The sequence below is a fragment of the Bradyrhizobium sp. 35 genome (assembly GCF_023073215.1).
Lineage (GTDB): Bacteria > Pseudomonadota > Alphaproteobacteria > Rhizobiales > Xanthobacteraceae > Bradyrhizobium > Bradyrhizobium canariense_D.
Genome location: NZ_JADPJC010000017.1, coordinates 115,588 through 139,152 on the forward strand (window position 1 = coordinate 115,588; position 23,565 = coordinate 139,152).

General features: G+C 62.9%; 36 protein-coding genes and 1 tRNA gene. 16 read left to right on the plus strand and 21 right to left on the minus strand.

Annotated elements, in window-relative coordinates; all coding sequences use genetic code 11:
* Nucleotides 1-7: 7 nt before the first annotated feature.
* Nucleotides 8-529: a MarR family transcriptional regulator gene (locus IVB36_RS02860; protein WP_018454402.1), complete on the minus strand. Its 522-nt coding sequence runs from the start codon at nucleotides 527-529 to the stop codon at nucleotides 8-10.
* A 54-nt stretch (nucleotides 530-583) separates the two neighbouring features.
* On the opposite strand from IVB36_RS02860, the gene IVB36_RS02865 reads away from it, so the two are divergent.
* Nucleotides 584-1,063, plus strand: coding sequence for a carboxymuconolactone decarboxylase family protein (locus IVB36_RS02865; RefSeq protein ID WP_018454401.1), 480 nt, complete (start codon nucleotides 584-586; stop codon nucleotides 1,061-1,063).
* Nucleotides 1,064-1,084: 21 nt separating this feature from the next.
* Nucleotides 1,085-1,582 (plus strand): cupin domain-containing protein, encoded by a 498-nt coding sequence (locus IVB36_RS02870; protein ID WP_204511119.1) that lies wholly within the window; start codon nucleotides 1,085-1,087, stop codon nucleotides 1,580-1,582.
* 30 nt (nucleotides 1,583-1,612) lie between these two features.
* On the opposite strand, the gene IVB36_RS02875 is transcribed toward IVB36_RS02870, so the two are convergent.
* From IVB36_RS02875 to efp, 3 genes are all read right to left on the minus strand, one after another.
* Nucleotides 1,613-2,599 (minus strand): DUF808 domain-containing protein, encoded by a 987-nt coding sequence (locus IVB36_RS02875; RefSeq protein ID WP_247390566.1) that lies wholly within the window; start codon nucleotides 2,597-2,599, stop codon nucleotides 1,613-1,615.
* An 83-nt stretch (nucleotides 2,600-2,682) separates the two neighbouring features.
* Nucleotides 2,683-4,305: a peptidoglycan DD-metalloendopeptidase family protein gene (locus IVB36_RS02880; RefSeq protein WP_085353465.1), complete on the minus strand. Its 1,623-nt coding sequence runs from the start codon at nucleotides 4,303-4,305 to the stop codon at nucleotides 2,683-2,685.
* Between the two features lie 23 nt (nucleotides 4,306-4,328).
* Nucleotides 4,329-4,895 (minus strand): elongation factor P, encoded by a 567-nt coding sequence (efp, locus tag IVB36_RS02885; RefSeq protein ID WP_026232726.1) that lies wholly within the window; start codon nucleotides 4,893-4,895, stop codon nucleotides 4,329-4,331.
* Nucleotides 4,896-5,057: 162 nt separating this feature from the next.
* Here efp and epmA point away from each other — a divergent pair, with 162 nt between their 5' ends.
* Genes epmA through IVB36_RS02900 form a run of 3 tightly spaced genes read left to right on the plus strand, consistent with a single transcriptional unit; the run spans nucleotide 5,058 to nucleotide 7,512 of the window.
* Nucleotides 5,058-6,122: an EF-P lysine aminoacylase EpmA gene (gene epmA, locus IVB36_RS02890; RefSeq protein ID WP_247390569.1), complete on the plus strand. Its 1,065-nt coding sequence runs from the start codon at nucleotides 5,058-5,060 to the stop codon at nucleotides 6,120-6,122.
* A complete protein-coding gene (locus tag IVB36_RS02895; protein ID WP_247297375.1) occupies nucleotides 6,119-7,213 on the plus strand; it encodes a lysine-2,3-aminomutase-like protein in 1,095 nt (364 codons plus the stop codon). The genes epmA and IVB36_RS02895 overlap by 4 nt, the downstream gene beginning before the upstream one ends.
* Before the next feature lie 44 nt (nucleotides 7,214-7,257).
* Nucleotides 7,258-7,512: a hypothetical protein gene (locus IVB36_RS02900; RefSeq protein WP_247297373.1), complete on the plus strand. Its 255-nt coding sequence runs from the start codon at nucleotides 7,258-7,260 to the stop codon at nucleotides 7,510-7,512.
* Between the two features lie 54 nt (nucleotides 7,513-7,566).
* Here IVB36_RS02900 and IVB36_RS02905 read toward each other — a convergent pair whose 3' ends face one another.
* From IVB36_RS02905 to IVB36_RS02935, 7 genes are all read right to left on the minus strand, one after another.
* Nucleotides 7,567-8,652 (minus strand): 3-deoxy-7-phosphoheptulonate synthase, encoded by a 1,086-nt coding sequence (locus tag IVB36_RS02905; protein WP_346348209.1) that lies wholly within the window; start codon nucleotides 8,650-8,652, stop codon nucleotides 7,567-7,569.
* A gap of 234 nt (nucleotides 8,653-8,886) precedes the next feature.
* Entirely contained in the window at nucleotides 8,887-9,465 is a 579-nt protein-coding gene (locus IVB36_RS02910) for an HdeD family acid-resistance protein (RefSeq protein WP_026232724.1), read from the minus strand.
* Between the two features lie 74 nt (nucleotides 9,466-9,539).
* A complete protein-coding gene (locus IVB36_RS02915; protein ID WP_018454391.1) occupies nucleotides 9,540-10,580 on the minus strand; it encodes a PrsW family glutamic-type intramembrane protease in 1,041 nt (346 codons plus the stop codon).
* Nucleotides 10,581-11,150: 570 nt separating this feature from the next.
* The gene (locus IVB36_RS02920) at nucleotides 11,151-11,423 is read right to left on the minus strand and encodes a hypothetical protein (protein ID WP_018454389.1); all 273 of its coding nucleotides are present in this window, start codon (nucleotides 11,421-11,423) and stop codon (nucleotides 11,151-11,153) included.
* Between the two features lie 104 nt (nucleotides 11,424-11,527).
* On the minus strand, nucleotides 11,528-12,154 hold the full coding sequence (locus IVB36_RS02925) for a pilus assembly protein PilZ (protein WP_018454388.1): 627 nt from the start codon (nucleotides 12,152-12,154) through the stop codon (nucleotides 11,528-11,530).
* Nucleotides 12,155-12,319: 165 nt separating this feature from the next.
* Nucleotides 12,320-12,967, minus strand: coding sequence for a hypothetical protein (locus tag IVB36_RS02930; protein ID WP_085353460.1), 648 nt, complete (start codon nucleotides 12,965-12,967; stop codon nucleotides 12,320-12,322).
* A gap of 98 nt (nucleotides 12,968-13,065) precedes the next feature.
* A tRNA-Glu gene (locus IVB36_RS02935) sits at nucleotides 13,066-13,140 on the minus strand.
* A 224-nt stretch (nucleotides 13,141-13,364) separates the two neighbouring features.
* Between IVB36_RS02935 and IVB36_RS02940 the strand changes: the two genes are divergently transcribed.
* From IVB36_RS02940 to IVB36_RS02950, 3 genes are read left to right on the plus strand one after another with little or no spacing between them, the layout of a single operon-like run.
* A complete protein-coding gene (locus IVB36_RS02940) occupies nucleotides 13,365-13,619 on the plus strand; it encodes a PilZ domain-containing protein (RefSeq protein WP_007591415.1) in 255 nt (84 codons plus the stop codon).
* Between the two features lie 58 nt (nucleotides 13,620-13,677).
* Nucleotides 13,678-13,923: a hypothetical protein gene (locus tag IVB36_RS02945; RefSeq protein ID WP_204511122.1), complete on the plus strand. Its 246-nt coding sequence runs from the start codon at nucleotides 13,678-13,680 to the stop codon at nucleotides 13,921-13,923.
* A gap of 6 nt (nucleotides 13,924-13,929) precedes the next feature.
* Complete coding sequence (locus IVB36_RS02950) at nucleotides 13,930-14,097, plus strand: hypothetical protein (protein WP_007591410.1); 168 nt, start codon at nucleotides 13,930-13,932, stop codon at nucleotides 14,095-14,097.
* A 108-nt stretch (nucleotides 14,098-14,205) separates the two neighbouring features.
* Here IVB36_RS02950 and IVB36_RS02955 read toward each other — a convergent pair whose 3' ends face one another.
* The 3 genes from IVB36_RS02955 to IVB36_RS02965 all read right to left on the minus strand — a co-directional run bounded on the left by IVB36_RS02955 (nucleotide 14,206) and on the right by IVB36_RS02965 (nucleotide 16,230).
* A complete protein-coding gene (locus tag IVB36_RS02955; protein WP_247390571.1) occupies nucleotides 14,206-14,844 on the minus strand; it encodes a glutathione S-transferase in 639 nt (212 codons plus the stop codon).
* 308 nt (nucleotides 14,845-15,152) lie between these two features.
* Nucleotides 15,153-15,605 carry a VOC family protein gene (locus IVB36_RS02960; protein ID WP_204511128.1) on the minus strand — a complete coding sequence of 151 codons (453 nt, stop codon included), beginning with the start codon at nucleotides 15,603-15,605 and terminating at the stop codon, nucleotides 15,153-15,155.
* 226 nt (nucleotides 15,606-15,831) lie between these two features.
* Nucleotides 15,832-16,230, minus strand: a complete 399-nt coding sequence (locus IVB36_RS02965) for a VOC family protein (protein WP_204511130.1) — start codon at nucleotides 16,228-16,230, stop codon at nucleotides 15,832-15,834.
* Between the two features lie 246 nt (nucleotides 16,231-16,476).
* On the opposite strand from IVB36_RS02965, the gene IVB36_RS02970 reads away from it, so the two are divergent.
* Both IVB36_RS02970 and IVB36_RS02975 read left to right on the plus strand, forming a co-directional pair.
* A complete protein-coding gene (locus IVB36_RS02970) occupies nucleotides 16,477-16,719 on the plus strand; it encodes a hypothetical protein (protein WP_247390574.1) in 243 nt (80 codons plus the stop codon).
* 5 nt (nucleotides 16,720-16,724) lie between these two features.
* Nucleotides 16,725-16,994 (plus strand): hypothetical protein, encoded by a 270-nt coding sequence (locus IVB36_RS02975; RefSeq protein WP_018454380.1) that lies wholly within the window; start codon nucleotides 16,725-16,727, stop codon nucleotides 16,992-16,994.
* A 628-nt stretch (nucleotides 16,995-17,622) separates the two neighbouring features.
* Here IVB36_RS02975 and IVB36_RS02980 read toward each other — a convergent pair.
* On the minus strand, nucleotides 17,623-17,838 hold the full coding sequence (locus IVB36_RS02980) for a DUF3072 domain-containing protein (protein WP_026232720.1): 216 nt from the start codon (nucleotides 17,836-17,838) through the stop codon (nucleotides 17,623-17,625).
* 160 nt (nucleotides 17,839-17,998) lie between these two features.
* Between IVB36_RS02980 and IVB36_RS02985 the strand changes: the two genes are divergently transcribed.
* The gene (locus IVB36_RS02985) at nucleotides 17,999-18,214 is read left to right on the plus strand and encodes a hypothetical protein (RefSeq protein WP_018454377.1); all 216 of its coding nucleotides are present in this window, start codon (nucleotides 17,999-18,001) and stop codon (nucleotides 18,212-18,214) included.
* Nucleotides 18,215-18,382: 168 nt separating this feature from the next.
* A complete protein-coding gene (locus IVB36_RS02990; RefSeq protein WP_018454376.1) occupies nucleotides 18,383-18,763 on the plus strand; it encodes a hypothetical protein in 381 nt (126 codons plus the stop codon).
* Between the two features lie 22 nt (nucleotides 18,764-18,785).
* Here the strand turns inward: IVB36_RS02990 and IVB36_RS02995 are convergent, their stop codons facing one another.
* The 5 genes from IVB36_RS02995 to IVB36_RS03015 form a co-directional block, all read right to left on the minus strand.
* The gene (locus tag IVB36_RS02995) at nucleotides 18,786-19,295 is read right to left on the minus strand and encodes a hypothetical protein (RefSeq protein ID WP_247368484.1); all 510 of its coding nucleotides are present in this window, start codon (nucleotides 19,293-19,295) and stop codon (nucleotides 18,786-18,788) included.
* 220 nt (nucleotides 19,296-19,515) lie between these two features.
* Complete coding sequence (locus IVB36_RS03000) at nucleotides 19,516-19,692, minus strand: hypothetical protein (protein WP_007610124.1); 177 nt, start codon at nucleotides 19,690-19,692, stop codon at nucleotides 19,516-19,518.
* 169 nt (nucleotides 19,693-19,861) lie between these two features.
* Entirely contained in the window at nucleotides 19,862-20,134 is a 273-nt protein-coding gene (locus tag IVB36_RS03005) for a hypothetical protein (RefSeq protein WP_247368482.1), read from the minus strand.
* A gap of 175 nt (nucleotides 20,135-20,309) precedes the next feature.
* Nucleotides 20,310-20,612 carry a hypothetical protein gene (locus IVB36_RS03010; RefSeq protein ID WP_018454373.1) on the minus strand — a complete coding sequence of 101 codons (303 nt, stop codon included), beginning with the start codon at nucleotides 20,610-20,612 and terminating at the stop codon, nucleotides 20,310-20,312.
* Nucleotides 20,613-20,857: 245 nt separating this feature from the next.
* A complete protein-coding gene (locus IVB36_RS03015) occupies nucleotides 20,858-21,043 on the minus strand; it encodes a hypothetical protein (RefSeq protein WP_007591378.1) in 186 nt (61 codons plus the stop codon).
* Nucleotides 21,044-21,451: 408 nt separating this feature from the next.
* Here IVB36_RS03015 and IVB36_RS03020 point away from each other — a divergent pair, with 408 nt between their 5' ends.
* Nucleotides 21,452-21,748, plus strand: a complete 297-nt coding sequence (locus IVB36_RS03020; protein ID WP_007591377.1) for an HU family DNA-binding protein — start codon at nucleotides 21,452-21,454, stop codon at nucleotides 21,746-21,748.
* A 136-nt stretch (nucleotides 21,749-21,884) separates the two neighbouring features.
* On the plus strand, nucleotides 21,885-22,061 hold the full coding sequence (locus IVB36_RS03025; protein WP_247390577.1) for a DUF2934 domain-containing protein: 177 nt from the start codon (nucleotides 21,885-21,887) through the stop codon (nucleotides 22,059-22,061).
* A 251-nt stretch (nucleotides 22,062-22,312) separates the two neighbouring features.
* Here the strand turns inward: IVB36_RS03025 and IVB36_RS03030 are convergent, their stop codons facing one another.
* Nucleotides 22,313-22,540: a hypothetical protein gene (locus IVB36_RS03030; RefSeq protein WP_247390580.1), complete on the minus strand. Its 228-nt coding sequence runs from the start codon at nucleotides 22,538-22,540 to the stop codon at nucleotides 22,313-22,315.
* 289 nt (nucleotides 22,541-22,829) lie between these two features.
* Between IVB36_RS03030 and IVB36_RS03035 the strand changes: the two genes are divergently transcribed.
* Nucleotides 22,830-22,979 (plus strand): hypothetical protein, encoded by a 150-nt coding sequence (locus IVB36_RS03035; protein WP_247297357.1) that lies wholly within the window; start codon nucleotides 22,830-22,832, stop codon nucleotides 22,977-22,979.
* A 251-nt stretch (nucleotides 22,980-23,230) separates the two neighbouring features.
* Nucleotides 23,231-23,359: a hypothetical protein gene (locus tag IVB36_RS40080; protein WP_256467224.1), complete on the plus strand. Its 129-nt coding sequence runs from the start codon at nucleotides 23,231-23,233 to the stop codon at nucleotides 23,357-23,359.
* The last annotated feature ends 206 nt before the right edge of the window (nucleotides 23,360-23,565 follow it).

Sequence of the window (23,565 nt, forward strand, 5' to 3'; positions counted from 1 at the left end):
GCTTCGCCTAGTCCTCCTGCAAATCGGCCGCGATGCCTGCGAGCCAGCGGCGAATGCTTGCCTCGGCCTTGACATCGAGCCCGGCGGCCAGCCGCTTCTCCAACGCAATCACCCTTTCCCGGCACGCTTTCAAAAGCGCCGTGCCGCGCGGCGTCAGCGTCCATTGCTGGATGCGGCCGTGGACGGGATGCGGCGTCATCACAATCGCGCCGTCACGCTCGAGATTGCGGATGATGACGCCGACGGTCTGGGGCGTCAGAAAGGTGAGGCGGGCAACGTCGGCGCCCGAGAGGCCCGGATAGGCGTTGAGCATGGTCAGCACCGCGAATTGCGGTGAGGTGACACCGAGATCGGCGAGCGACCGCTCCATCGTCAGACGGACTGCGGCGTGGGCCTGGCGCAAGAGATAGCCGAGATAGCCTTGCTCGCCGCGCTTGCCTTCCCCTGGGGCTGGCACGCGCACGGCGTCAGGCTTGGCAGTCTTGCGCCGGGATTTCGATCTCGTGATACTGGGCGACTTGCGCAACATGTAAGTGCTCTTATAAGATGTAAGCGGTCTTACAATACCACGAGGTGAACGGCAATGTCACACGCCCGCAGCGAATACGAGGATTTCAAGAAGATCGCGCCGGATGCGTATGAGCTGGTGCTGGCGCTCGGCCAGGTGGCGGCCAAGGCCGGTCTCGACAAGCAGCTTCTCGAACTGGTCAAGCTCCGGGCATCGCAGATCAACGGCTGCGCCTTCTGCGTGCAGCATCACATCCTGCTTTCGGAGCGGATCGGCGTGCCCGTCGACAAGCTCAATTTGGTCGTGGTCTGGCGCGAGGCGCCGATCTTTTCCGCGCGCGAACGTGCCGCGCTGGCCTGGACCGAGGCGCTGACCTGCCTGCCCGACGGAGTCGGCGAGGGCGTGTATGCCGAGGCGAGCCGTGAATTCTCCGAGACCGAACTGACGTACCTGACCTCTGCGGTTGCCTCGATCAACGTCTGGAATCGTTTCGGTGCGGCGTTTCGCTGGACACCGGCGAAGCGACCGGTCGCAGCGAATGCGGCGGCATCCTGATTGCAACGAAGGGAGATCGTGATGACGGTAGTAAGTTTGCCCACCACATTGGCGCCATCGCGTTCGATGGCGATCGCCGTCGTCGGCGGGCTTGCGTGCGCGCTTGCGATCGGCAAGGCGTTGCCGGTGACGATGGACACCATTTCCGGCGCACTCGCGCCGCTCTGCGCCACCGCCGCCGAAAGCTCGCCGCTGGACAAGGTCGAGCCGATCGACTCCTACGCGCTGCCGAACGTGCCGGGCAAGCGCGTCACCATCGTGCGCGTGTTCTACGGCCCTGGCGGGTTCTCGCGGCCGCATCGTCACGCAGGATCCGTCACCGCCTACATAACCAAGGGCAAGATCCGCTCCCAGCTCGGCGGCGGCCCGGTCGAGACGTTCGGCGTCGGCCAGTCCTTCTTCGAGCCGCCCGGCTCGACGCATCTGGTCTCGGCCAATGCCAGCACCACGGAGCCGGCGGAATTGATTGCCGTGTTCGTGGCGGACGAGGGCGCGCAACTCACGACGTTGCTGGAGTAGCCGGCACCCGCAATCTGCAGCCGCTTTTGTTCAGGTCGGCTGCGATCGCTTCAGACGTTTCCATAGCGGTGAAAGACCGTATGTGACGGCCGGTATCGCAACTGCGCCGACAAGGAGCCCAATAACGCCTGAAATGGCTGCCTCGACCGCCCATCCGACGGTGCCGGCAATGGAGGGAAGGCGGTGCGCGGCAGCCTCGGTCGCGGCATGAACCGTATGGCCGACTACCGGTGGGCCGTATTGTTCGATGCCGTGCAGGATGATGCCGCCACCGACCCAGATCATCGCGGCGGTGCCGATGGTGCTCAGCACCGCCAGGAAGACAGGCATGCCGCGGACCAGCGCACGTCCAAGCAATCGGATTGCGCCGCCAACAAGCGAGGCGCCGTCATACCGCGCAAGGGCCAGGCCGACATCGTCCGCCTTCACGATCAAGGCGACCACGCCGTAGACTCCAACAGTGATGAAAATGGCGACGAGTGCGAGCACGAGCGCCCGGGTCCAGATGCTGCCCGCCGGGACGGCCGCCAGCGTGATCGCCATGATCTCCGCCGACAGGATGAAATCCGTTTTGATGGCGCTTGCGACTTTCTTGTCCTCGACCGACCGCGCGTTCAATGCAATTGGCTGGGGCTGGGCTTCGTGGTGGCGCGCATCATGCGGCATCGCGGCTTCGAGCACCTTCTCGGTGCCCTCATAGCACAGAAAGGCGCCGCCCAGCATGAGCAGCGGCGTGACCGCGGCGGGAAGGAAATAACCAAGCAACAGGGCAATGGGCAGCAGGATCAGCAATTTATTGCGCAGCGACCCAACCGCAATCTTGCCTACGATCGGCAGTTCGCGTTTCGAGGCAAAGCCGATCACGTAGTTCGGCGTGACGGCTGCGTCATCGATGACCACGCCAGCCGCCTTTGCTCCCGCCTTGGCCGTTTGGCCCGCGACATCGTCGAGCGAGGCTGCCGCCACCTTTGCGATCGCTGCGATATCGTCGAGAAGACCAATCAGTCCGACACTCATCAACCCAGTTCCTTCGGCCTTCCATCGGGCGGTGTGTGCGACAACACGCTTTTGCACTGCCTGGCAATGGAAGGAGCAAGCCGTTAGTTCTCGTCGCCGCCCGATCCCTCGCGCAGGTCCGGCTTGAGCACGTCCTCCGGCAGCGCATGCGCCACAGGCTGTGGCGTGCCGGCGATCTCCGGGCCGACCTCGCGGCCGCGGGCGTGGATCAGGCGCTCATAGGCGGAGACCAGCGTGACGTAAGGACTGACCCAGATCCAGCCGTCGCGGGTGAACACTTGCACGTCGAAATGCAGGTGCATCGAGGTGCCGGCGGGATGGTCGAGATAGTTCGAGACCACGCCGATCTTCTCGCCCTCCGATACGATGCGGCCATTGAGCAGGCCATCGGCGTTCAGCGCCTGCGGGTTCATATGCATGTAGCGGAAGCGAATGTGCTCGCTCCGGCTGTTGATTTGCAGCGTCACAGCCTGGTCCTTGGAAGCGCGTATAACCCTCGCATCCCGCACGGCGACGACGGCGCGCTGCTTGGGATCACAGGCTTGGCGGCCTTCACCAGGCGGTGGGCACTCGGCCGCGCGGATGTCCTCGCCCTGATGGCCATAGCCGCCGCCGCATTGCCAGACCTCGAAACTCCGGGATTCGCAGAAATTGTCGCGCCAGGGATAGGCGGTCGTGCTCTCGATCTTGTCGCGCTTGGCATAGGATTGCGAGTGCACGAACGCGGGCGCCTTCTCGAGAGGAAACCGGATCTGTGCGTAGGCCATCACGTCGGGATGGCCGCCCTGCTTGCGATAGCCGGTGTTCGGGATGATGTCGCCGCTCGGCCTGTAGGTGAAGTCCGGGGAGCGTACCGTGGGACGATCGAGAATGTTGGAAGCGATGTCCGTGAGCGGCCGCATGCGCTGGCCGCCCGCCACGCGCAGCGCCTTCAGGAAGCGCTCGGCGATCGGATAGGCCTCCTTGCAGGCAAGCCGCCGCGGCTTGGCAACGCTGTCGAGGCATTGGATCGACACCACATAGGCGACGCCGAAACGGGTGAAAGCGTAGCGCATATAGCCTTCCCGGATGAACTTGCGCAGGTCCGGGTAGAGCGCCGCGAGCGGTTTGACCGGCTCGCCCTTGCCGCCCGAGGGATCGGCAATGTCATAGACCAGCGCCGAGCCCGTGATCTGCACCTCGACCGGCCTTGCGAAGACCCGGCTCGGCATGCCGTCTCCGGTACCAGGCTCGAACGAAAAGGTCGCGCTGTAGCCGGCGGGACCTGCATCGAACAGGTCGACGGAATTGAAGTCAGCCTGGTAGCGCGACAGCGCGACGGTCGCCGGCGCGCCATTGCGCCGAGCTTCGAGATACGCGGCAGCGTCGAACGGCAGCAGCACGGGCACGGAGCTGCGGGCGATGCCGGTGAAGAATTGCGAGGAGATCGCGTTGAGCTGCACCAGCGCCGGCATCGCGCGCGGATCGTAGCGCGGCACCGAACGACGGGGTGCGAAGATGAAGTCTTCCGCGGCCCGGGGATGGACGTTGATTTCGGTGCGGAGCTGGTCAAGCGCCGCGCGCCAATCGACGCGCAGCGCCGTGAGTGAGGGGCTGCGGAACTCATCCGCAGCAAGTGGAGAGGCAATGAGGAGCGAAAGCGACGCCAGAAGTTGCGAGACGAAGCGGAAACTTTTCCCAACCACTGTCTCGCCCCCCGGCGGCACCTGTTGCGCTCGCTTTGGTCCCGTCAGTCCTTGGCACGCTCGGAGTAGGAGCCGTCTTCGGTCATCACGACGATTCGGGTGCCGACGGCGATGTGCGGCGGCACCGTGGTGCGAACGCCATTCGAGAGCACGGCGGGCTTGTAGGACGAGGAGGCGGTCTGCCCCTTGGTCACGGGCTCGGTCTCGATCACTTCCAGCGTCACGCGCTGCGGCAGGGCGATCGATACCGGGTTGGAACCGTGCAGCGATAGCTTGACCGTCATGCTCTCCTGAAGATAGGCCGCCGCATCGCCGATCACATCCTTGGACACCTGGACCTGGTCATAGGTCTCCGGGTTCATGAAGTGATAGCCGTCACCATCTTCATACAGGAAGGTGTAGTTGCGCTCTTCGATTGTGGCCTTCTCGACCTGATCGGTGGTCTTGTAGCGCTCGGAGATCTTTACCCCGTCCGAGATTCGGCGCATTTCGATCTGGCTGACCGGGGTGCCCTTGCCGGGATGGATGTTCTCGGCGGTCACGACGACATATAGCTTGCCGTCTTGCTCGATCACGTTGCCCTTGCGAATAGAACTGGCGATGACTCTCAAAGCTGTATTTCCTGCTTGCTTGGCCCGGCTCGGGCCAGGACGTGGTCAAATTGATGGGGGACCTGGGGCCCCAAATCAGACCGCGGCACCCGTTTCGGGCCGCAACATACTGGTTTTGCCGTTGGATGCCAGCATTTTGCTGGCTTGCGGGACAGCCGGTTAATGGCTGGGGACAAGCCGATGTCGCCGTTCTGGTCCCCCTCGCGGCATCTCGACCGCCGGCCCTTCTTGCAGGCCAGGGGAGCCATCACTGGGGCTCTACGGGGATTTTTCGTCGAGCAGGGCTTCGTCGAGGTCGAAACCTCCGTTCTCCAGGTCTCCCCGGGCAACGAGACCCACCTGCACGCCCCCCGGACCGAGATCATGCGGCCCGACGGCAGCCGTGTGAGCCGATATTTGCGGACCTCGCCGGAATTCGCCTGCAAGAAGCTGCTGGCGGCCGGGGAGACCCGGATTTTCGAGTTCGCCCGGGTGTTCCGGGACCGTGAGCGCGGCGACCTGCATTTGCCCGAATTCACCATGCTGGAATGGTACCGGGCAGGCGCGCCCTATGACGCCATCATGGCCGACTGCGTCGTCCTCATCGCCCGCGCGGCCCAGGCGACCGGTATCGGCGCCTTCACCTTCCGCGGCCGGACCGCAGATCCTTTCGCCGAGCCGGAGCTTGTGACGGTTGCCAGCGCCTTCGAGCAGTTTGCGGGAATCGACCTGCTTGCGACCATTTCCGGCGGCGAGGGCGACCGCGCCGCGCTCGCGCGGTCAGCTGCCGGCAAGGTCCGCGTGGCCGAGGATGACACCTGGTCCGACATCTTCAGCAAGGTTCTGGTCGAGCATGTCGAGCCGCATCTGGGGCAGGGCCGTTTGACCATTCTGTTCGAATACCCATCTCCAGAGGCGGCACTGGCGCGCGTGAAGGCGGGCGATCCCCGAGTCGCCGAGCGGTTCGAGGTCTATGCCTGCGGTGTCGAGCTCGCCAACGGTTTTGGCGAACTGACCGACGCCGAGGAGCAGCGCAAGCGCTTCACGCAATCCATGGCAGAGAAGCAACGCCGCTACTGCGAAGCCTATCCGCTGGACGAGGACTTTCTGGCCGCGGTCGCGGCGATGCCGGAGGCGAGCGGCGTCGCGCTCGGATTCGACCGCCTGGTAATGCTGGCGAGCGGCGCATCGCGAATTGATCAGGTGGTGTGGACGCCGCCTGCAAATGAAACGTTGAGCGAGACATGATGAAGAGCAATCTTGCGCGCACATTGCGCGAGCCGGCCGAACTTGTGGCCGAGCAGCTGGTGTCAGCCACAGCGCTGCCGGTGCTCGATCGCATTGCCGCACGCTATGCGGTTGCGATCACGCCGGCGCTGGTCGATCTGATCGACAGGTCCGATCCCGACGATCCCATTGCGCGCCAATTCGTTCCGACTGCCGCAGAGCTGGAGATGCAGCCGGGCGAGAATGCAGATCCGATCGGCGATCATGCGCACTCGCCGGTTCCCGGGATCGTGCATCGTTATCCCGACCGCGTGCTGTTCAAGCTCGTTCACGTCTGCGCGGTCTATTGCCGCTTCTGCTTCCGCCGCGAGATGGTCGGACCCGGCAAGGAGAACGCGCTCTCGGACGCCGCCTATCGCGCGGCGATCGACTACATCCGCGCGCACAGCGAGATCTGGGAGGTGATCCTGACCGGGGGCGATCCCCTGATGTTGTCGCCGCGGCGGATGGGCGAGATCATGGCCGATCTGGCCGGAATCGATCACGTCAAGATCATCCGCCTTCACACCCGCGTGCCGGCGGCCGATCCCGCGCGCATCAGCGACGAGATGGTGGCGGCGCTCAAGGTCGTGGGCGCGACCACCTGGGTGGCGCTGCATGCCAACCATGCGCGCGAACTGACGGGGCCGGCGCGTGCCGCCTGCGCGCGGCTGGTCGATGCCGGAATTCCCATGGTAAGCCAGTCCGTGCTTTTGCGCGGCGTCAATGACAATTTGACCGCTCTGTCGGATTTGATGCGAGCTTTCGTCGAATGCCGGATCAAGCCCTATTATCTGCATCACGGTGATCTCGCGCCGGGCACGGCGCATCTGCGAACGACACTCGCCGATGGGCAGGATTTGATGCGGCAGCTGCGCGGAAGGGTGTCCGGACTGTGTCAGCCCGACTATGTCATCGACATTCCCGGCGGCGCCGGCAAGTCGCCGGTGGGACCGAATTACGTGTTGCCGATGCAAAATACCGCACCTGATGCGCGTGATGCAGATCAAGAAACGCGCTATCGTATCGTGGATTATTGCGGCGACGTTCACCTCTATCCGCCCGAGACTTGAATGGTCGTGATGGAGATGTTGGCTTGAGGAATGGAGGGAGAGACATGAAGAAGATCATGGTGGCAGTATCGCTCGTGGTCTTGCTCGGCGGCGCGGCGGTTGCGCAGACCGGCAACCCTAAGGGATCGACAGCCGGGGGCGCGACCTCAGGATCGACGCCGTTGGCACCCGTGGGCCATCGCCAGCCGCGTGTCGCCGATGTGCCCAGCGAAAAGAACCTGAGCGACCCGAACGATCCCCTCAGCAAGGAAAATCAGGCGCTCGACAAGAAGATCAAGAGCATCTGCCGCGGCTGCTAGGCGCCGGAGCAGCGGGCAGGGTGCGACAGCGTCACCCCGCCCGCGATCGTTCGGTCAGGCGGAGCGCTCGTGCAGCCCTGCGCGCTTGCTGTTGCGCCGGATCTCGACCGCGTCAGCGAGTTGCTTGAGCACGGTTGCCGTGGTCGCCCAGTCGATGCAGCCGTCAGTGATGCTCTGGCCATAGGTGAGCGGCTTGCCCGGCACCACGTCCTGGCGTCCGGCGACGAGATTGCTCTCGACCATCACCCCCATGATGCGGTTCTCGCCGCCAGAAATCTGCCCGGCGATGTCGGCTGTCACGAGCGGCTGGTTTTCCGGCTTCTTGCTCGAATTAGCGTGGCTCGCATCGACCATCACGAGCGGTGCGACGCTTGCTTTCGCCAGATCGTTGCAGGCCGCTGCGACGCTTGCCGCATCGTAGTTCGGCGTGCTGCCGCCGCGCAGGATGATGTGACAATCCTCGTTGCCCGCGGTTGAGGCGATCGCCGAGCGGCCGAGCTTAGTCACCGCCATGAAATGATGGGGATTTGAGGCCGACTTCACCGCGTCCGCCGCAATCCGCACATTGCCGTCGGTGCCGTTCTTGAAGCCGACCGGGCAGGACAGCCCCGAGGCCAGCTCGCGATGGATCTGGCTTTCGGTCGTGCGCGCGCCGATCGCGGCCCAGGACACGAGGTCCGCAATGTATTGCGGCGTCGTCATGTCGAGGAATTCGGTGCCGGCGGGCAGGCCGAGATTATTCACCGCCGAGAGCACGTTGCGCGCCAGCCGCAGGCCCTTGTTGATGTCGAAGCTGCCGTCCAGATCAGGATCGTTGATCAGGCCCTTCCAGCCGACCGTGGTGCGCGGCTTCTCGAAATAGACCCGCATCACGATCTCGAGTTGGTCGGCAAGCTCTTCGCGCAAGCTCGCGAGGCGCTCGGCGTATTCGAGCGCGGCCCTGGGATCATGCACCGAGCAGGGGCCGACCACGACCAGAAGCCGGTCGTCCTGGCCATTGAGAATCGCATGGATGGCGTTGCGTGCGGCCATCACCACGCGCGTCGCGGTGAGCGTGCGCGGGACTTCCCGCATCACCTCTTCGGGCGTGCTCAGCTCTTTCAGTTCGCGGATACGAAGATCGTCGGTCGTGCTCAGCACGGCGGGCTCCTGTCATTTTGAGACCCTGCCGGCCAATAAAAAAGCCGCCAGGTCTGGCGGCTTGTTCGGACGTTTGCTGCAATGTTTCAGATTGAGCGCGATCCTCCTGCCGCCAGCGAGCTGTCGTAGCTAAAGTACCAAAAATAGCTGGTGACGAGGGTGATCATGGCCCGTCATATAGCGTGCGATCGGCGGCTTGTCACCCCCCAATAGACGTGACGGCCACGCGGCGCCTCAACTGTTGCTTTTGCGTGCCGCCAGCGCCATGCCGATCAGGGTGGCGCCGCCGAACAGCAGGTTGATGCCAACGAGGATACCGATCGCCCATTCCGCCGAGCTCGGCAGTCCCGTGATCACCATGAACGAGATCGCGATGTCGACGAGGCCCGAGATCAGGAGCCACGACCAGCGGCCGCCCGGCTCGCGGCGATGCTCCAGCGCGTACATGATGGTGGCGACGCCCTCGGCGAGGAAATAGGCGCCGAGCACGATGGTCAGCGTCAGCACGGCCTGGATCGGCCGCGCCAGCAGCAGCATGCCTGCAAGCACGGCCAGCGCGGCCGAGATCAGCGACCACCAGAAGCCCGGCGTGCTGCGCGCCCAATAGGTGGCGATCAATCCGCCGATGCCGCTGATCAGGAACATCCAGCCGAGGAAGATCGCAATCGCAAGGCTTGCGAGCGGCGGCAGGATCAGCGCGGCGACGCCAAGCACCGCAAGCAGGATGCCTTCGAACAGAAAGGCCTTCCAATGTGCCTTGACCGTCCCGCTCATGGCGGATTGCAGCCGGGAAAAATCCTCAGGTGATGTCATGGGCAGGCTCCGGATCGAGAGGTGTGTCCTCAATCTAGTCTAGTACGTGCACACCGCGCTTGCCATCCCGCGGCTCAGCCGCCGCCGTGCGCCGACGAAAAACCTTCGCCGCTGGTGCGGATGCGGTTGCGGCCGAGAACATAGATCGCGGTCGTGACGATCAGAAGTGCGAGGCCGAGCAGGATCGAGACCAGGCCGATCGGGATCAGGGCCAGCGTCAGATTGCGCTCGGGATTGATGAGCCAGTGATGGATCGAGGTCAGCACGAAGGCGAGCCCGAGAAAGCCGACGCCGCCACCGGCAAGCAGCAGCGCCCACATCCGGCGGAGCTGGCTGAGGCGCTCGCGCGCGACGTCGGTTCGGGGCGCGTGATGGCGCGCGACGCGCCGTACCAGGCGGATAGCGAAGGCGATCGAGCTGAAGCCGATCAGCAGGCTCGCGCCGCCCAACCACATCCGCAGCGCCGGATCGAGATCCGGCATGCGCTGAAGCGTGAGCAGGGGGAAGTCGAAGGCCGAATGCAGGGCGAGCGGACCTGCGAAGATGAGCAGCCGGCTGGAGAGACGAGCCCAGTCGCGATGATGGCGGTTGGCACCCAGCGCCGTGCCGGCGCGCGCGATGGTCAGATAGGCGCCGGCGATGATGCCGAGCGCGCCGTGGAACGGCACGGTCAGCACGCTGCGCAAGGCGGCCAGCGAGCGCCACATCTCGGCGTGCTGGACGAGATAGGCGAGGTTCTCGTAGGCGGCGAAGCCCAGGCCAACCGCGGCGCCATAGACCACGGTGTCCATCGGATTGGCGAAGGTCCGCCGCTTGGTCGAGGCGACCAGCACGATCGCGATCACCTTGACCGCTTCCTCCGGCAGCGCGACGCCGAAGATCGAATGCATGGCCAGTGCCGCCCACGGGTTGTCCGGGGCCGCAACCATCTTGGCGAAAGGGGCGCGGGCCAGGCCCAGCAGCGAAATGCTGGCCGCGCCGAGCAGGAAAGCGGTCCAGACCTGGGCCGGCGGTCCGGGGCGTTCCTCGGCGGCAATGACGAGCCACAGCATCAGCAGCGCCGGGGCAATGGCGGCCGTTCCGATGACGGTGGGTAACGCTTCAATCAGGTACATCGGCGCCGAAAATAGGTTCCCTTGATCCGCTTATCTACATTCCCTGATGCGACCTTGTGTCATGCGCTTGCTGTCGCGTCTCTTAACAAGCGTGACAGCCTGCGTTCATCAGGACAGTCGCCGAGGTGCAGAATAACGAGCGCAATCAATTGCATGACAGAACCACCTCGTCATCCCATGACAACGGTCGCGCGCCCGTCATCGGATCGCGATTGGTAAGTCAGATCAAGGCAATGTGCAGGTTTCTTCGATTGACGATGCACGTGTCGCCGCGGCAAGTCCAGAGCCGGGATTGCCCCGTCCGGGCTACGCACGGCCGGCCGAGCCGGTCTAGTCACGCTTGATCGCGCGGGATGGGGACGCGGTGCGGCGGCCCCGGAGTTGCTCCACCTCCCAGAAGGCGCGGATAAGGCACGTACCAAGGCAGAGCACGATGAGCAACAGCAGAAAGGCCTGATCGAAGGCGGGGATGTGAGTCATGGCAATGATAAAGCAACGGGCGTGCCACGCGTTCCCGCCACGCGCCCTGCCGCGGCGGCTGGCTGCCGATCGTAGCCCGCTTTGACTGTCTCAATGCGTGGTGAGCGGCGGCGGCGCGTCGGGCGCGACGTCGAAGGCGCCGAGATGGAACTCCTCGCCGGTGGACGCGTCCGGCTCGGAATGCTGCGCCATCAGCGTGAACGCGGCCTGCGGGTATTGCTTCCAGATATCGAGATCGTCGGCGGTGATGGTGAGCCAGCCGAACGTGTACATGTAGCGTCCGGGCTCGGTGACCCGGCCGACCCTGTCCCAGGTGATCTTGTCGACTCTGACCTTATCGACTGTAATTTTCTCGACTGCCATTCGGTCCCCCGATCGCAAGTCTGCAAATGACGTCCGGAACGAGGCGCGGACCTTCAAAAGCTTATCTCGAAATAGGGCTGCGATAGGGCAGCGCGGCCGGAGGATCAGGCCGATTGCAGCATGGCCGTGCGGACGATCAGCCGGACGACGTCGTCCCGCGACTGCTTTTCGGCGAATTTGACAGCAAAGCCGTTTTCGAATTTGCGGATCACGCGCCCGACGCAAGCGCCGACCGCAAGCGGGGTTCCCACTGGCGGATCGTATTCGCAGGATATCGCGACACCGGCCGTGGAGACGTCGATGATGAAGCAGGCATGGGTGCTGCCGTCGGCGAGCGTCAGGAAGGTGTGCGCGACCTGCGGAACGAAGCGCGCGTCATTCCGCAGCTCCTGGACGCTGGCGTCCTTTTGCTTCTTCTCGAGCCAGGTCAGCTTTTCCGACATCCAGGCGCGCCGGGCCCGCGTCATGTCGAGCTCCATCAGGAAGCCCGATTTCAGCGTCGCGCTGATGGTGCATTGGAATTCGCCAAAATCCTGGAAGTAGGAGGTCACGCGCTCGCCGACCTTTCCGACTACGGGAACGTCGACCATCATGCGGAACGGTGAAACGCGGCTGGTGCGGCAGGCGAAGGTACGGAGCTTGCCCTCGCAATCGTACCAACGCGGCAGCGAGTAGCTGCCACTCACGGTGACATGCACGGCACGCTGTCTGAGGAACTCTGCGACGGACATGGGCGCCAATCGTGTTTCGGAGGTTTTCCGTAATTCCACGGTAGCAATCAAATTCTAAGCAAATGATACCGGCGCTCACGAGCAGGGGTAAATTTCCGGTAAATGCGCAGATCGGGGCGGGCGGCATAGCGCCGCGATTGTCAGGCCCGTGACCTCACGATCGCGTCATCCGAGCAGCACCAGCAGAGCCAGCACGCCAAGGGCCATAGCGAGCTTGATCGTCGCGCAGGCCAGGCCGCTCGGTCGCCTCTCAAATCCGAACCACGGCAATGCATGCTGCATCGCGCGCGTTGCGAATGCTTCGACGATGGCGAACAAAAGAGCGATTCCGGCGAGCAAGGACCACGATGTGTCTGGAAGCATCCATGTCGCGAGCCAGGCGGGGACGGACGCTTTCAGCGATGCCAGCAGCGCGAACCATCCGAACAGGGATACGAAGCCCTTGATGATGTCGGGCCCGATCGTACCAAGCTCGAGACGGATGCCGATCTTTGCAAGAGCGAGTTCGATGCGCTCGCCATCGGTGAAGAAGAGAAAGGCGCCGAGGTAGAGAGGAACGCGCGACTGAAACAGCAGCGCGATGATGCCGAACAGGACGGCGTAGCCGCAGGCGTCCCCGAGAATGTTCGTGCCGGCCGTATGCGACGGCTCCAACGCAGGCGTTGCCCGAGGCAGCGACCTGGCGCGCGCCATGTGCTCCAGCATTCTGGCGCGCCGCTCCGGCACGTAGGCTGCCGTGCGGTGGATCCATGGCGGCAGCGCCGGCGAGGCAATCCCGGCCTGGTCGTCCGAGGGAGATTTGTGCTGCGCCATCGGCCTGCATCCGGTTCAGTCTGGACATTGGTCGGAGGCGAGGGGCAGGGAGGTTCATGCGGGGCGGCAGATTCGCCCTGTCATCCAACGGCGGATGATGGCGCTCCCTAGCGGAATCGAACCGCTCTCTCCACCGTGAAAGGGTGGCGTCCTAACCGATAGACGAAGGGAGCAAACCCAGGGCCCCGCCGCTTTTCGCGGCACGGCCGCTGGCCGCCCGAGTCATGCCCGGCGGCTGCAGCGGGCGAACCTATAATGGCCTTTGGCGCCCTGGGCAAGCCGTTCGGGAACGGTCTTTTGGCACCGGTGGATAGCATCCCACCCAAGGATCGGTCGGCCGAATTCAACGGTTTCTTAGGTTCCCTGAGCTAGCGCTGGACTGGGAGAATTTAAGCCGATGCCACCGCCCAAGAAGCGCGCAGCCCGCAAGTCGCTGTCGCAGCATGCCTGGATCACGCTCGACGGCGGATTCGCAGCGCGGCAATGCCTGGTCCAGGACATCTCCGCCACGGGCGCCAAGATCACGCTGGACGAGGATGCGAGCCAGCTCCCGGGCGTGATCCGGATGGCGTTCGCGCGCGATGCGCGGACCGGGCGGAGCTGCCAGGTGGTGTGGCGCCGCGGCAAATCGGCCGGCATCAAGTTCATCTGATCCCCGGGCAAAGCGACCCCGATGGCGCGCGACGCCGGTCCGGGCTAGAACGGCCTGCATGCGTGCGCCGCTCCTCATCCTGATCTCGTTGCTGACGACGTCCGCGGCCGCGGCGGAAGCCTTGCGTCTGCCGCCTCCGGAGCGCCCACAGGCTGGCAAGGCCTTGCCGCTGAAGGGTGCCGGCGGGAGCGCGAAAGCGGGCTCCTGCGCCGCCTATGGCCGCGGCTTCCATCTGGTCGAGAGCACCGGCACCTGCGTCAAGATCGGCGGCTCGATCAGCGTCGAGACCACGGTCAGGCGCTGAGCCCCCATGCCGCCGGACATCATGCGGCCCGAGATCATCGTCCCGTTCGTGATGTATTGCGCGCTGCTGTGGTGGGTCGGCCGCGGCCTGAGCTGGACCGCGCGGCTCGCCACTGCGGCGGTCACGCTCGTGCTGATTTTCTGCGTACTGCTGTTCGAGCGCGGCTGGCCTTAACAAAAAAACGCGAAAACAACCCCATGCACAGTAGCCGCCATCTCCCGGCGCCGCGCGGCAAAATGCCGATTCATCGTGCTCGTAACGGACTTTAAGCCGCGCCACCGCTCACGACATCGGCGGTGCCACAAATTGCGCAAAACCGGGCCGTTTGCCGAGTTCGGCGAGCCAGCGCGTCAGATGCGGCTGCGCGGGCCGGGTGATGCCCTCGACGCCGAGCCAGCGCCGCGCATAGGCGCCAACCGCGATGTCGGCGAGCGTGAACGCATCGCCGTCCATGAACGGACGCGTGGAGAGCAGGCGGTCCGCGATGGCCCAGACCTCGGCGGCGGCATCGGCATCCTTTTGCACCTGGATCATGTCGCGCTCGGCGGGCGGCGTGCGCACGATGCCCCAGAACACCGGGCGGTCGACCGGCTGCACCATCGACAGCGTCCAGTCGAGCCAGCGGTCGACGCTGGCGCGCAGCCTCGGCGCCTCAGGATAGATCGGCGTGCCGCGCCCATGCGCGAGGCAGAGATAGCGCATGATCGAATTGGATTCCCACAGCGTGAAGTCGCCCTCGACCAGCGTCGGGATCCGCGCATTGGGATTCATCGCGAGATAGTCGGCGTCGCGGGTCTTGCCGAACGCCATGCCGGCGTCGATGCGCTCGTAAGCCAAGCCGAGCTCGGTGAGGCACCACAGCACCTTTTGCACGTTGACCGAATTGGCGCGGCCCCAGATCGTCAGTTTTTGGTCCGGCACATCATCCTCCCGCGGCGCTTCTTTCGGCGCGGGTAATAGCGGAATTCACTGCGGCGAGCGACGGGCGATTGCGCCGATCCTCTCATGCAAAAGGTCCGCATGCAAAAAGCTCCGCCCGAGGCGGAGCTTTCATTGCAAGGCAAAGCCTGGTCAGGCGATCAGCGGCCGAAGAACAGCCACAGCAAGATGATCACCGGGATCGGCACACCCAGCATCCACAACAAAATTCCGCGTCCCATCGCGTCCTCCTCCAATTGCATTGTCGAAGAGAGAACGCTTAGGGCAGGGGCTGGTTCCGGCAAAAAGGCCTACCAATGGCCGATGTTGGGCATCGACGACCACGGCTCCTGCGGTGGCTTCGGATCGCCCTTCTGCAACAGCTCGATCGAGTGCAAATCCGGCGAGCGGACGAAGGCCATGTTGCCGTCGCGCGGCGGACGGTTGATGGTGACGCCGGCCTTCATCAGCTTCTCGCAGGTGGCGTAGATGTCGTCGACTTCATAGGCGAGATGGCCGAAGAAGCGATCCTCACCGTATTTTTCCTCGTCCCAATTCCAGGTGAGCTCCACCAGCGGCGCGCCGCGCGTCTGCGGCTGCTCCTTGAGTGCCTCGAGATCGTCCGACGAGCACAGGAACACCAGCGTGAAACGCCCCTTGTCGTTCTCGATCCGCCGCACCTCCTTCAGCCCCAGCGCGTCCTGGTAAAACTTCAACGCGACATCGAGATTGCGCACGCGCAGCATAGTGTGAAGGTATCGCATGATTGTTGCTCCCTTGAACGGATGGGGTTTTGCTTTGGGCCGGGACGGCGGGGGTAGGAGATAGCAGGAAAATCCGGGGAGGGGCAGGGGCGGGTGCACATGTGCATGAGGGCGAAGCCGGCTGATGAAGTAAATCAGCCGGCGAATTTCAATGCACATTCACCGCAATCCCAGTGCCGCACACGCGCCACTTGCAATATCGCCCGGGCCAGTCTGCTGCCGCGACCTATTGCGCCGCGAGGCGCTTTCCGGCCTGCTCGATCGGCGGCATGAAGAGCGATACCGCGGTGCCTTCGGGGTCGCGAAACTGGAACGTCCTGTTGCCCCATGGCATCGTTTTCAACTCGTGCACCAGCGTAACCTTGTCTTTCAGGCGCTGATAATCCGCATCGATGTCTTCAACCTGAAACTCGATCACGGCAGTGCGGTTGGCGCCGGGCTCGGCACTGTTTTCTTTCCAGAGCGCGACCGTCTCGGCTGCGCCGATTGCGAGGTTGGCGCCCGGCGTCACGATCTTGGCGAACACCGGCGCGAGCCATTCGGCGGAACATCCGGTCACCATTTCGTAGAACGAAACCATGATTTTGATGTCAGTAGCGATCAGGCGAGTGGAGGCGAACTTCATGGCATGTCCTTTGGTTGACCGCAGAGTTGAGCGGCATCGCGGGGCTCGTCGCACACCGCTGCTGCCACCCTGATGTCAGCAGTCACGATGCCGCGCCGAGCGCGCCGTGAATGGCGATGGCATTGCTCAAGCGCTAGAAAACGAGCCCTTCACGAAGCCCCACAGCGCTAACCGGGTCCTCAGAACGTGACGCAAATCGCAGAACTGGGCCACCTCACTCACGGGGGACACGGGGTTGTTTAGCCGTTGGCAGATGAACTCCCCGCGGAACTGACGCGACTAACCGCTATGGCCAATATTCTAGGCAAGCTTCTGTTTGCACTTATCCGCTCGATTGTTGCCGGATGGGCGTATGCGCTCTGGGTCAAACTGGCGACATGGCTCGAGCCGAAAATTCAACGGCGTTGGGTGAAGATTGCCGTAGGAGGCCTCCTCGGCCTGGCAGCCTTTTTTATGATTCCGATCGTGATGGCGCTGTTGGGCCTTTGAAGACAATGAAATCCGTTCTCACCGTCGCACTGGCAATCGGGGCCCTCGTCTCGACGGTGCTGCTCGTCATGGAGCAGCTAACCGACTACTCCACCCCTGTGATGGCATGGGAGATGCCGGGTATATCCGCAGCTTACCTTTTCTGGGGAGCTGTCGGCAGTTCCGTTTTCTTGGGCGTCGCCATCACTTGGGCCGTGAACGCCATCGTTTACGGGGCGCCCGCTTTCGTTGTCCTTACAGTCATCAAGCTGGCAATCCGCGATCTGCCGAAGTGACAGAACTGAGCTCGGCGCGGAGCCGATGCTCAGCGCGCTCAAGAAAATGAGCGGCAGCAGGTCATGCAAGGCGCCTGACGCGCCTTGCATGATCGTCTGAAATTTCGCCTGCCGGCGAGCGGCCGGACGGCCGACATCATGAACCACGACGGAGTTCGAGGCGACGAATGCCCGTAAACGAAGGTCTCTCGTCGTGAAATGGTTTAGACGATACGCAGTTGGCTGCCTGATCGCGGTGCTCCTGTTCTCGGGCCGAGACAGTTATAAACGGCCCGGCGAAGACATGCGCTACGGGGCCATCCTTATGGTAGCCGCCGGTTGGCCTGTTGTTGCCGCGATTGTCGTGGGAAGCACCATCGGTGACATCGTACATGACGTGAAGCAAGGCAAAGCAGGATGAGTGCCCGGCTCGCAAAGCGACAGGCCGCAATCCCGGCATTGAAGTTGTGGAATCGACATTGCGGGATCGTGCGCTCAATCGACGCTGTCTGTGCCCGACGAAATGCAGCGCGCTCAACGTTTGTGAATGCAGCGTTGGCCGAACGCCTGCAACCTTCCCGCGACACTTCTGATCATCGGTGAGTCATGTTCTTCCGTCTCGCAGGGGCGGGGCGTACATGCCCGCTGTCTACTTCTCGAGCCCGGCCTTTTGCCGCATCGTGTCGATCAGCTCTGACGCCTCTGCCTTGGTCAGATCCTTCTTGGGGAGGGGCTTGTGCGCCTGCTCGGCGAGGGTCTTGAGGTAGGATTCCTGGGCGCCGGTCATCGGGTCGTCGCCGGAAACCCAATCCTTCGGATCCTTTTGTGTGTTGTCCCCGGTGTTGTCAGCTGTCTTGTCAGCCATCGCGATCTCTCCTTTTCCACCTAACGTCGGCGCGCGCTTGTCGTTCCTCATTTGTTCGTCAGTCGAAAACGTGCGGAAATTGAACGTCTCGAGATCTGCCATGAAGAACCGACCTACTGGCCAGCGCGGAACAAGCGCTCCCGCCAAGCGTAGGTTCTGCATGAGCGAGAACCTGTCCCATCTCATCGAACATTCCGTGCAGATCGCCTGGGATTATCTGGAGCGCACCGGACAAGTCAGCGACGCGCCGTTCACCAGCCGCTTTCTCTCGGCCGCCGTCGAAGAGATGGTCCGCAAGGGCGAGCACAGACGCCTCATGCTGGCCAACCGGGCCATCACGGCGTTCGAGCGGCTTTCCAATAGGCAAGCTGCATAGATCGGTCCCCGGCCTTCGGTCGTCACTGCGCGGCGGTCCTGCAGTTCTCCGAGTGCAATTTGTTGAACCCCGGCGAAGCCCGGCGCGACCAACCGCCATGCTGCAAAGCCTGCTCGGCATCGGAATTGGCTTCGCGGCCTATGTGCTGAGACACCAAAGAGGAAAGTCGTGAAGGCGATCACACTGCTCGCGGTGGCGGCCATGCTGCTGGTAGAAATCTTCGGGTCGAAGGCGAGCGTCGGCGGCTCGATGAGCTTCATGCTGGTCTTTGTGCTCGTGATGCTGGCTGTCGCGATCTACGAGGCTTGGTCGAACGAGCGCGGCGCGATCGGATGGATCGTCAACCTGTTCGCTTCGGCGGTTGGCGGGCTGGTTGCGGTTGCCCTGATCGGGATGGCCGTGGAGGCGATGCTGCCATACCTTCACCTCGAAGGTTCGCTCGCGTCCTCGCAACATCCCCTGAAATACGTCCTAGTCGCAGCCATTGCGATCTGCATGGTGCTGGGATCATGGCTGCCGCTGTTGGCCGTCAACCGGTTTCGTCACTGAAGGGCACCCGGCGTCGCGCTCCCTAGCGCTTTGCTTCCTGCTTGCCACGCCTGATTTCCTCAGCCTCGTCCACCAGCTTCAAGGCGGCGCCGTCGTAGCTCAGCTTGAGCCCACGGCCGACAGTCCATATCCATCCGTCCCGGGCGTCCCTGGTTGGCTGGGCGTTGAACTGGTCGGAGATCGATTTGACGGCAGCGTCTTGGGGACCCGGATTGTTCAACTCCGCAATGACGCGCCAGATGGGATGTTTGGGATCAGGATTCCCAGGGTCAACGTCGTCGGCAAAGATCGTGACCTTGGCGCCGTCGACTGCGCACTCCAGGACGTAGGAATCGCGAATCTGACGGCAGCGGTAGCGACGTTGCGTGACGAGCTTGTTGGTTTCGTCGAATGTCATCCCTGGCGAAAAGCCGAGGATGTCGGACTTCTTCACGAGTGCCATAGACGCAGGCTTTAGAAAGCCGGGCTGTACCGCCACGAGAACGGCGGCAACAACAACGATCAAGCCGGCGACAACAATGGCAATCTTCATCAGCCCCTCACAAGAAACGTTCGACCATACAACAGCCGGAGCGTTCTACCAGCCATCGCCCTGCATGCTTCGAGCCTCCGGCTATTTTTGTAGGACTGCACCTTCGGAGGATCACAGCTTCGGAAGATCGCATGGGCACGTATCGGCTGGTCATGAACGTGAAAAACCGCCCCTGACATGACCAGGGGCGGCTTTCACCAAACGGGGTTTCGAACGCGATCTAGTGACCGGTGCCCGGCTTCGTCGTCTTCGGCGGCTTGCCGTCTTCGATCCGGCCTTCGTTGCGCAAGTCGCGACCTTCCTGGGCCTTCTTCTGGCTCTCGGGGGACTTGCCGTGTTCGTTCATCTCTTCTTTGATGAATCCGGCGCCTTCCTTCACTTTACCTTCAACGCTCATGACGATCTCCTTGCTGGAGATGGGGCAACTCGCGGCAAGACCTGACCGTTCCGGTGCGCGCACGATTGTGAGGAGTGCATTCGACAGGTTCCAAAGACCCTTCTCATGAAATGGCCGCGCCGCTTGTGGAAGCGACGCGGCCGGGAAGCGAGCCGTACAGGAAACCGGCTTACTTCTTGTTGCTGCGGGTCTTGGTACCGCCCTGGTCGCTGCCCGGGCCGGAGCCGCCCTGGCCGGAGGCGTCGGGCCTCACCATTCCGCCCTTGCTCATGCCGTCATGGCTCACGCCGGTCGTGCCGCTGCTCATCGTGCCCTTGTCCGTGTTGGTCATGCCGGGCTTCTGCATGTTGTCGGACTGCGCGGCGGGGCCGGTCTGGGTCTGGGCCAAGGCAGAGCCGCACATGAGGCCGAGGGCGGCGGTCGCAATGACGAGCTTCTTCATCTCAAACTCCTGGTTGGTTGTGTGGGCCAACGGGAGCGCAGAAACCGTGTTCCTAAAACAAGGCGTTCCGGAGTGCAAAAATTCTCGTCTGCAACGAGGCGTTGTCGGTTCTGCTTGAATCAGAACCGCTCCAGATTGTTGTGACGCGTTTTCGTCGCGCGAACTTGAAAACGCTCTAAGCCGCAAGCCGCTGATCGGCCGGGCCCGTCAGGTGCTTGAGCACTTCCGCGTGCTCCAGGTCGGGAACCGCAATGGCCGTGTGGCTGTAGCTCGTATTGGTTCGTGAGTTTGCAATCCTGTCCAGGATCTCGCCGCCCTTGATGACGTGGAGACCCATGCCCTCTCCCGACGGGAAGATCGCGAGCACCACGTCATAGGCTGTGATGACGGCGCGAAGCGCTTCGGCCTTGTCTTCGGCAATGTCGACGAACACGCGAACATCGGCCGCGAGTTCACGCAGCTCGTTAAAATCCAGCACTGTGGGGTACTCCAACGCAACGATACTAAGAGGAGCTTGGAGGCGTTAGGTTACCGAAGTCTCAACGGCGCATGCCCAGCCAAAGGTTTATCGACCAGGCGCTCCCGTCCAGCCGATAGGACGCGCGGGCGTTGCCGCTTGCTCGGCAAGGCGCCGGCACGGAAAGAACCTATGGAGCGGGAGGGACGAAGCGCGCCTCATACCCATACGGGCGTCACGCGATACGCGCGTGACTCATGCGCGGTTTACTTGGCGTATCCCTGGGAGCGGAGCCACGCGATCTTGCGGTCGCCATTGATCCAGTCGTCGGCGTCTGCCTTGCTGGTGAAGCCCTTGATTTCGCGCTGTTCGCTGTCCGGGTAATCCGCCAGGATTTTCCAGTCGTTGTCTGCAATGCGGACGGTTTTGAAGGTCACTTTTGTTTTTGCCATGCCGCATTATGCAGGAGATGGCCGGAAAAGAGAACCTGCCTTGTGACGGTCACCGGGGTGGCCGGGCGCAGACCTCGGGGGCCAGCCTGATCGGCAGTGCGGGGCCGGGTCCAGGCAAAGACGAAAGCCCCGCCTGGGGGAAGCGGGGCTCTCTGATGGGGGGTGAAGCTTGGGGACTTCAAAGAGTTAGACGCCTCGGGGAGAAAATGGTTCAACGCGAAAACGGCGGAAGCTGCGGCATCTTTGCCGGGGCGTCCGGCCCTCCGCAGAACCCCTGCTTGCGTTTTGGGCGTCGATGGGTTCTAAGCCCCGTCACTTCATGAAAGTTGGCATGAAACAGAAGCGCGTTGCGCGGTCGGACCGCGTCCTGAGCAAAGCCTGCTCGCGCGCACAGAAGGAAATTCAGACATGGCGAAGATGACGAAGACTCAGTTGATCGATGCAATTGCCGAGGGCACGCAGCTGTCGAAGAACGACGTGAAGTCGGTCATCGAGTACATGGCGACGGTCGGCTACAAGGAGCTCAACGAGTCCGGCGAGTTCGTCATTCCCGGCTTCGTGAAGATGTCGGTGGTGAACAAGCCGGCGACCGAAGCCCGCATGGGCGTCAATCCCTTCACCAAGGAGCCGATGCAGTTCGCCGCGAAGCCGGCGAGCAAGTCGGTGAAGGCCTCGCCGCTGAAGGTGGCCAAAGACTCCGTCTAAGGGCTCGCGTTTTCGTTGCGGAGGCTTCTTTTCGCGGAGCGCTGCAATGATTGCTTGCTTGTGCTGAACCAATAAGGAACTCTCTTAAGGAACTCTAGGGCGTCGTCAGGCTTTGCTTCCGAAAGGGAGAAATCACATGACTGGTCTCAGCGAAGAAGAGATTCGAAATCGGGCCTATCACCTCTGGAAGGAGGCTGGCGAGCCCGCAGGCACGATGGACACCTTCTGGTACGAGGCCGAAAAGGAGCTTCTCGCCGAGCGGACCGAGCAAGGCGAAGTCCCGCCCGGGATGACCGACAATCTGCCGGTCTGACTTTGCTGGTCCATGAGGCGGACAGAGGCGAGCGTCGACAGTTCTCAAAGCAGCCATTCGGCGTAACGCCCGGGTGGCTGCTTTGCTGTTCGGTCCCCGTTCGAATGAAGTCGCCTCCGTGCGGCCGCCTCAAAGAAAAACCCCGGTCTTGAGGACCGGGGCTCTTCAAGCTGGTCGGCCGCGTCGCGACAGGCCGCCAGCACCACTGAATTCGACCTGACAATGCGGGCCGGGAAAATTCGTTCCGGCCGCTAGTCCGGCGACATGGAAACGTCGATGATTGCCGGCGTATCGACCTGGCGCTCGCGCCAGACGATGAGATCGCATTTGGGATTGAGCCACTGATATTCGGAGCCGCGCGCCTTCAGGTGCGCGAGCGCTGCATCATGTGCGGCGGTCTGATCCGGCGCTTCGACCATGATCTCCACGGTCTCTTCGATCTGACGCACCACTTCGACGGCGTAGTATTTTCTGGTCACGATCCCTCGCTCCGGCATGACTAACGGGGAGGGCGGTGGCGCGTTCCCCAAAAGAAAAACCCCGCGCTTTCGCACGGCGCCTTCTTGGCTGGCGGGGAAGGGATTTCAGCGCCTAGCCGCCGCGCCGTGGCTCGAACTTAAGGTTGAAAACCTAAAAAGCAACCGTCGGCGCGCGGAAGGCCCAAGGCGCTGTGCCCGGCGAGTTTCGCGGGGAGGGGCTGGACTTGTTGTTCCTATTTTGTTCTAGTGACGCATCTCTTTTGGCAGCGACATTGTTTTGGAGGTGCCCATGACTGTCGAGAAACAGCGGGAAGTAATCAGGCTCTGGAATCAGCTCAGGAAGCTTGATGGTCCGGCCGCGGAAGAACTCCGCATCCAGATCCTCGAATGCTTTTCGGAGAAGGATCTATCGAAGGACACGGCGAAGCGAGCGGCGTGATGAGCATCGCACTATCTCGATGACAACAGGCAATCGCGCGCGCCTTCACCGATCGTTAGGGATCGTTTTGCGCTGGATTTCTCGACTCCGATTCGTTCCTTGCGAACGAAATGGAGTCGGATGCAGAACAAGTCGTGGCTTCTGTGTCGATGCGGGACACGCCTTTCCTGACCAAGCCGGCGTGATGCTTCGCACAGTCCCGTTCGCCTGTCCTCGCTACGAGTGAGGCGAGGGAGACGCGACATGGATGCGTGCTGTTGCTCGAGATGTTCGCCGAGATCGCAAAAGTGTTTTGGTACGACCGGCACCCGCGCTTGCGCAACGACAGGCCCTCGGTGCCGCCGGTGCCACCGCGGTCGAAATCCGAAGACGCGATGTGAGCGCGCGATCGTTGGCGCGACTGCGGTCGTTTGCGTGCGAACGATATATTAAGGCTTGCTTCGTGCCGATTTCTGCGATTCCGATTCGTTCTCCGAGAACGAAAGGCAGGCGAAGCTGGAACAAAGCCGGACGACGGATCACCACAAGCTTCGCTTCACCGTCTCGACGCTCTCCGTCGCCGGCGCTATCGTTGCTCCAGCGGCGG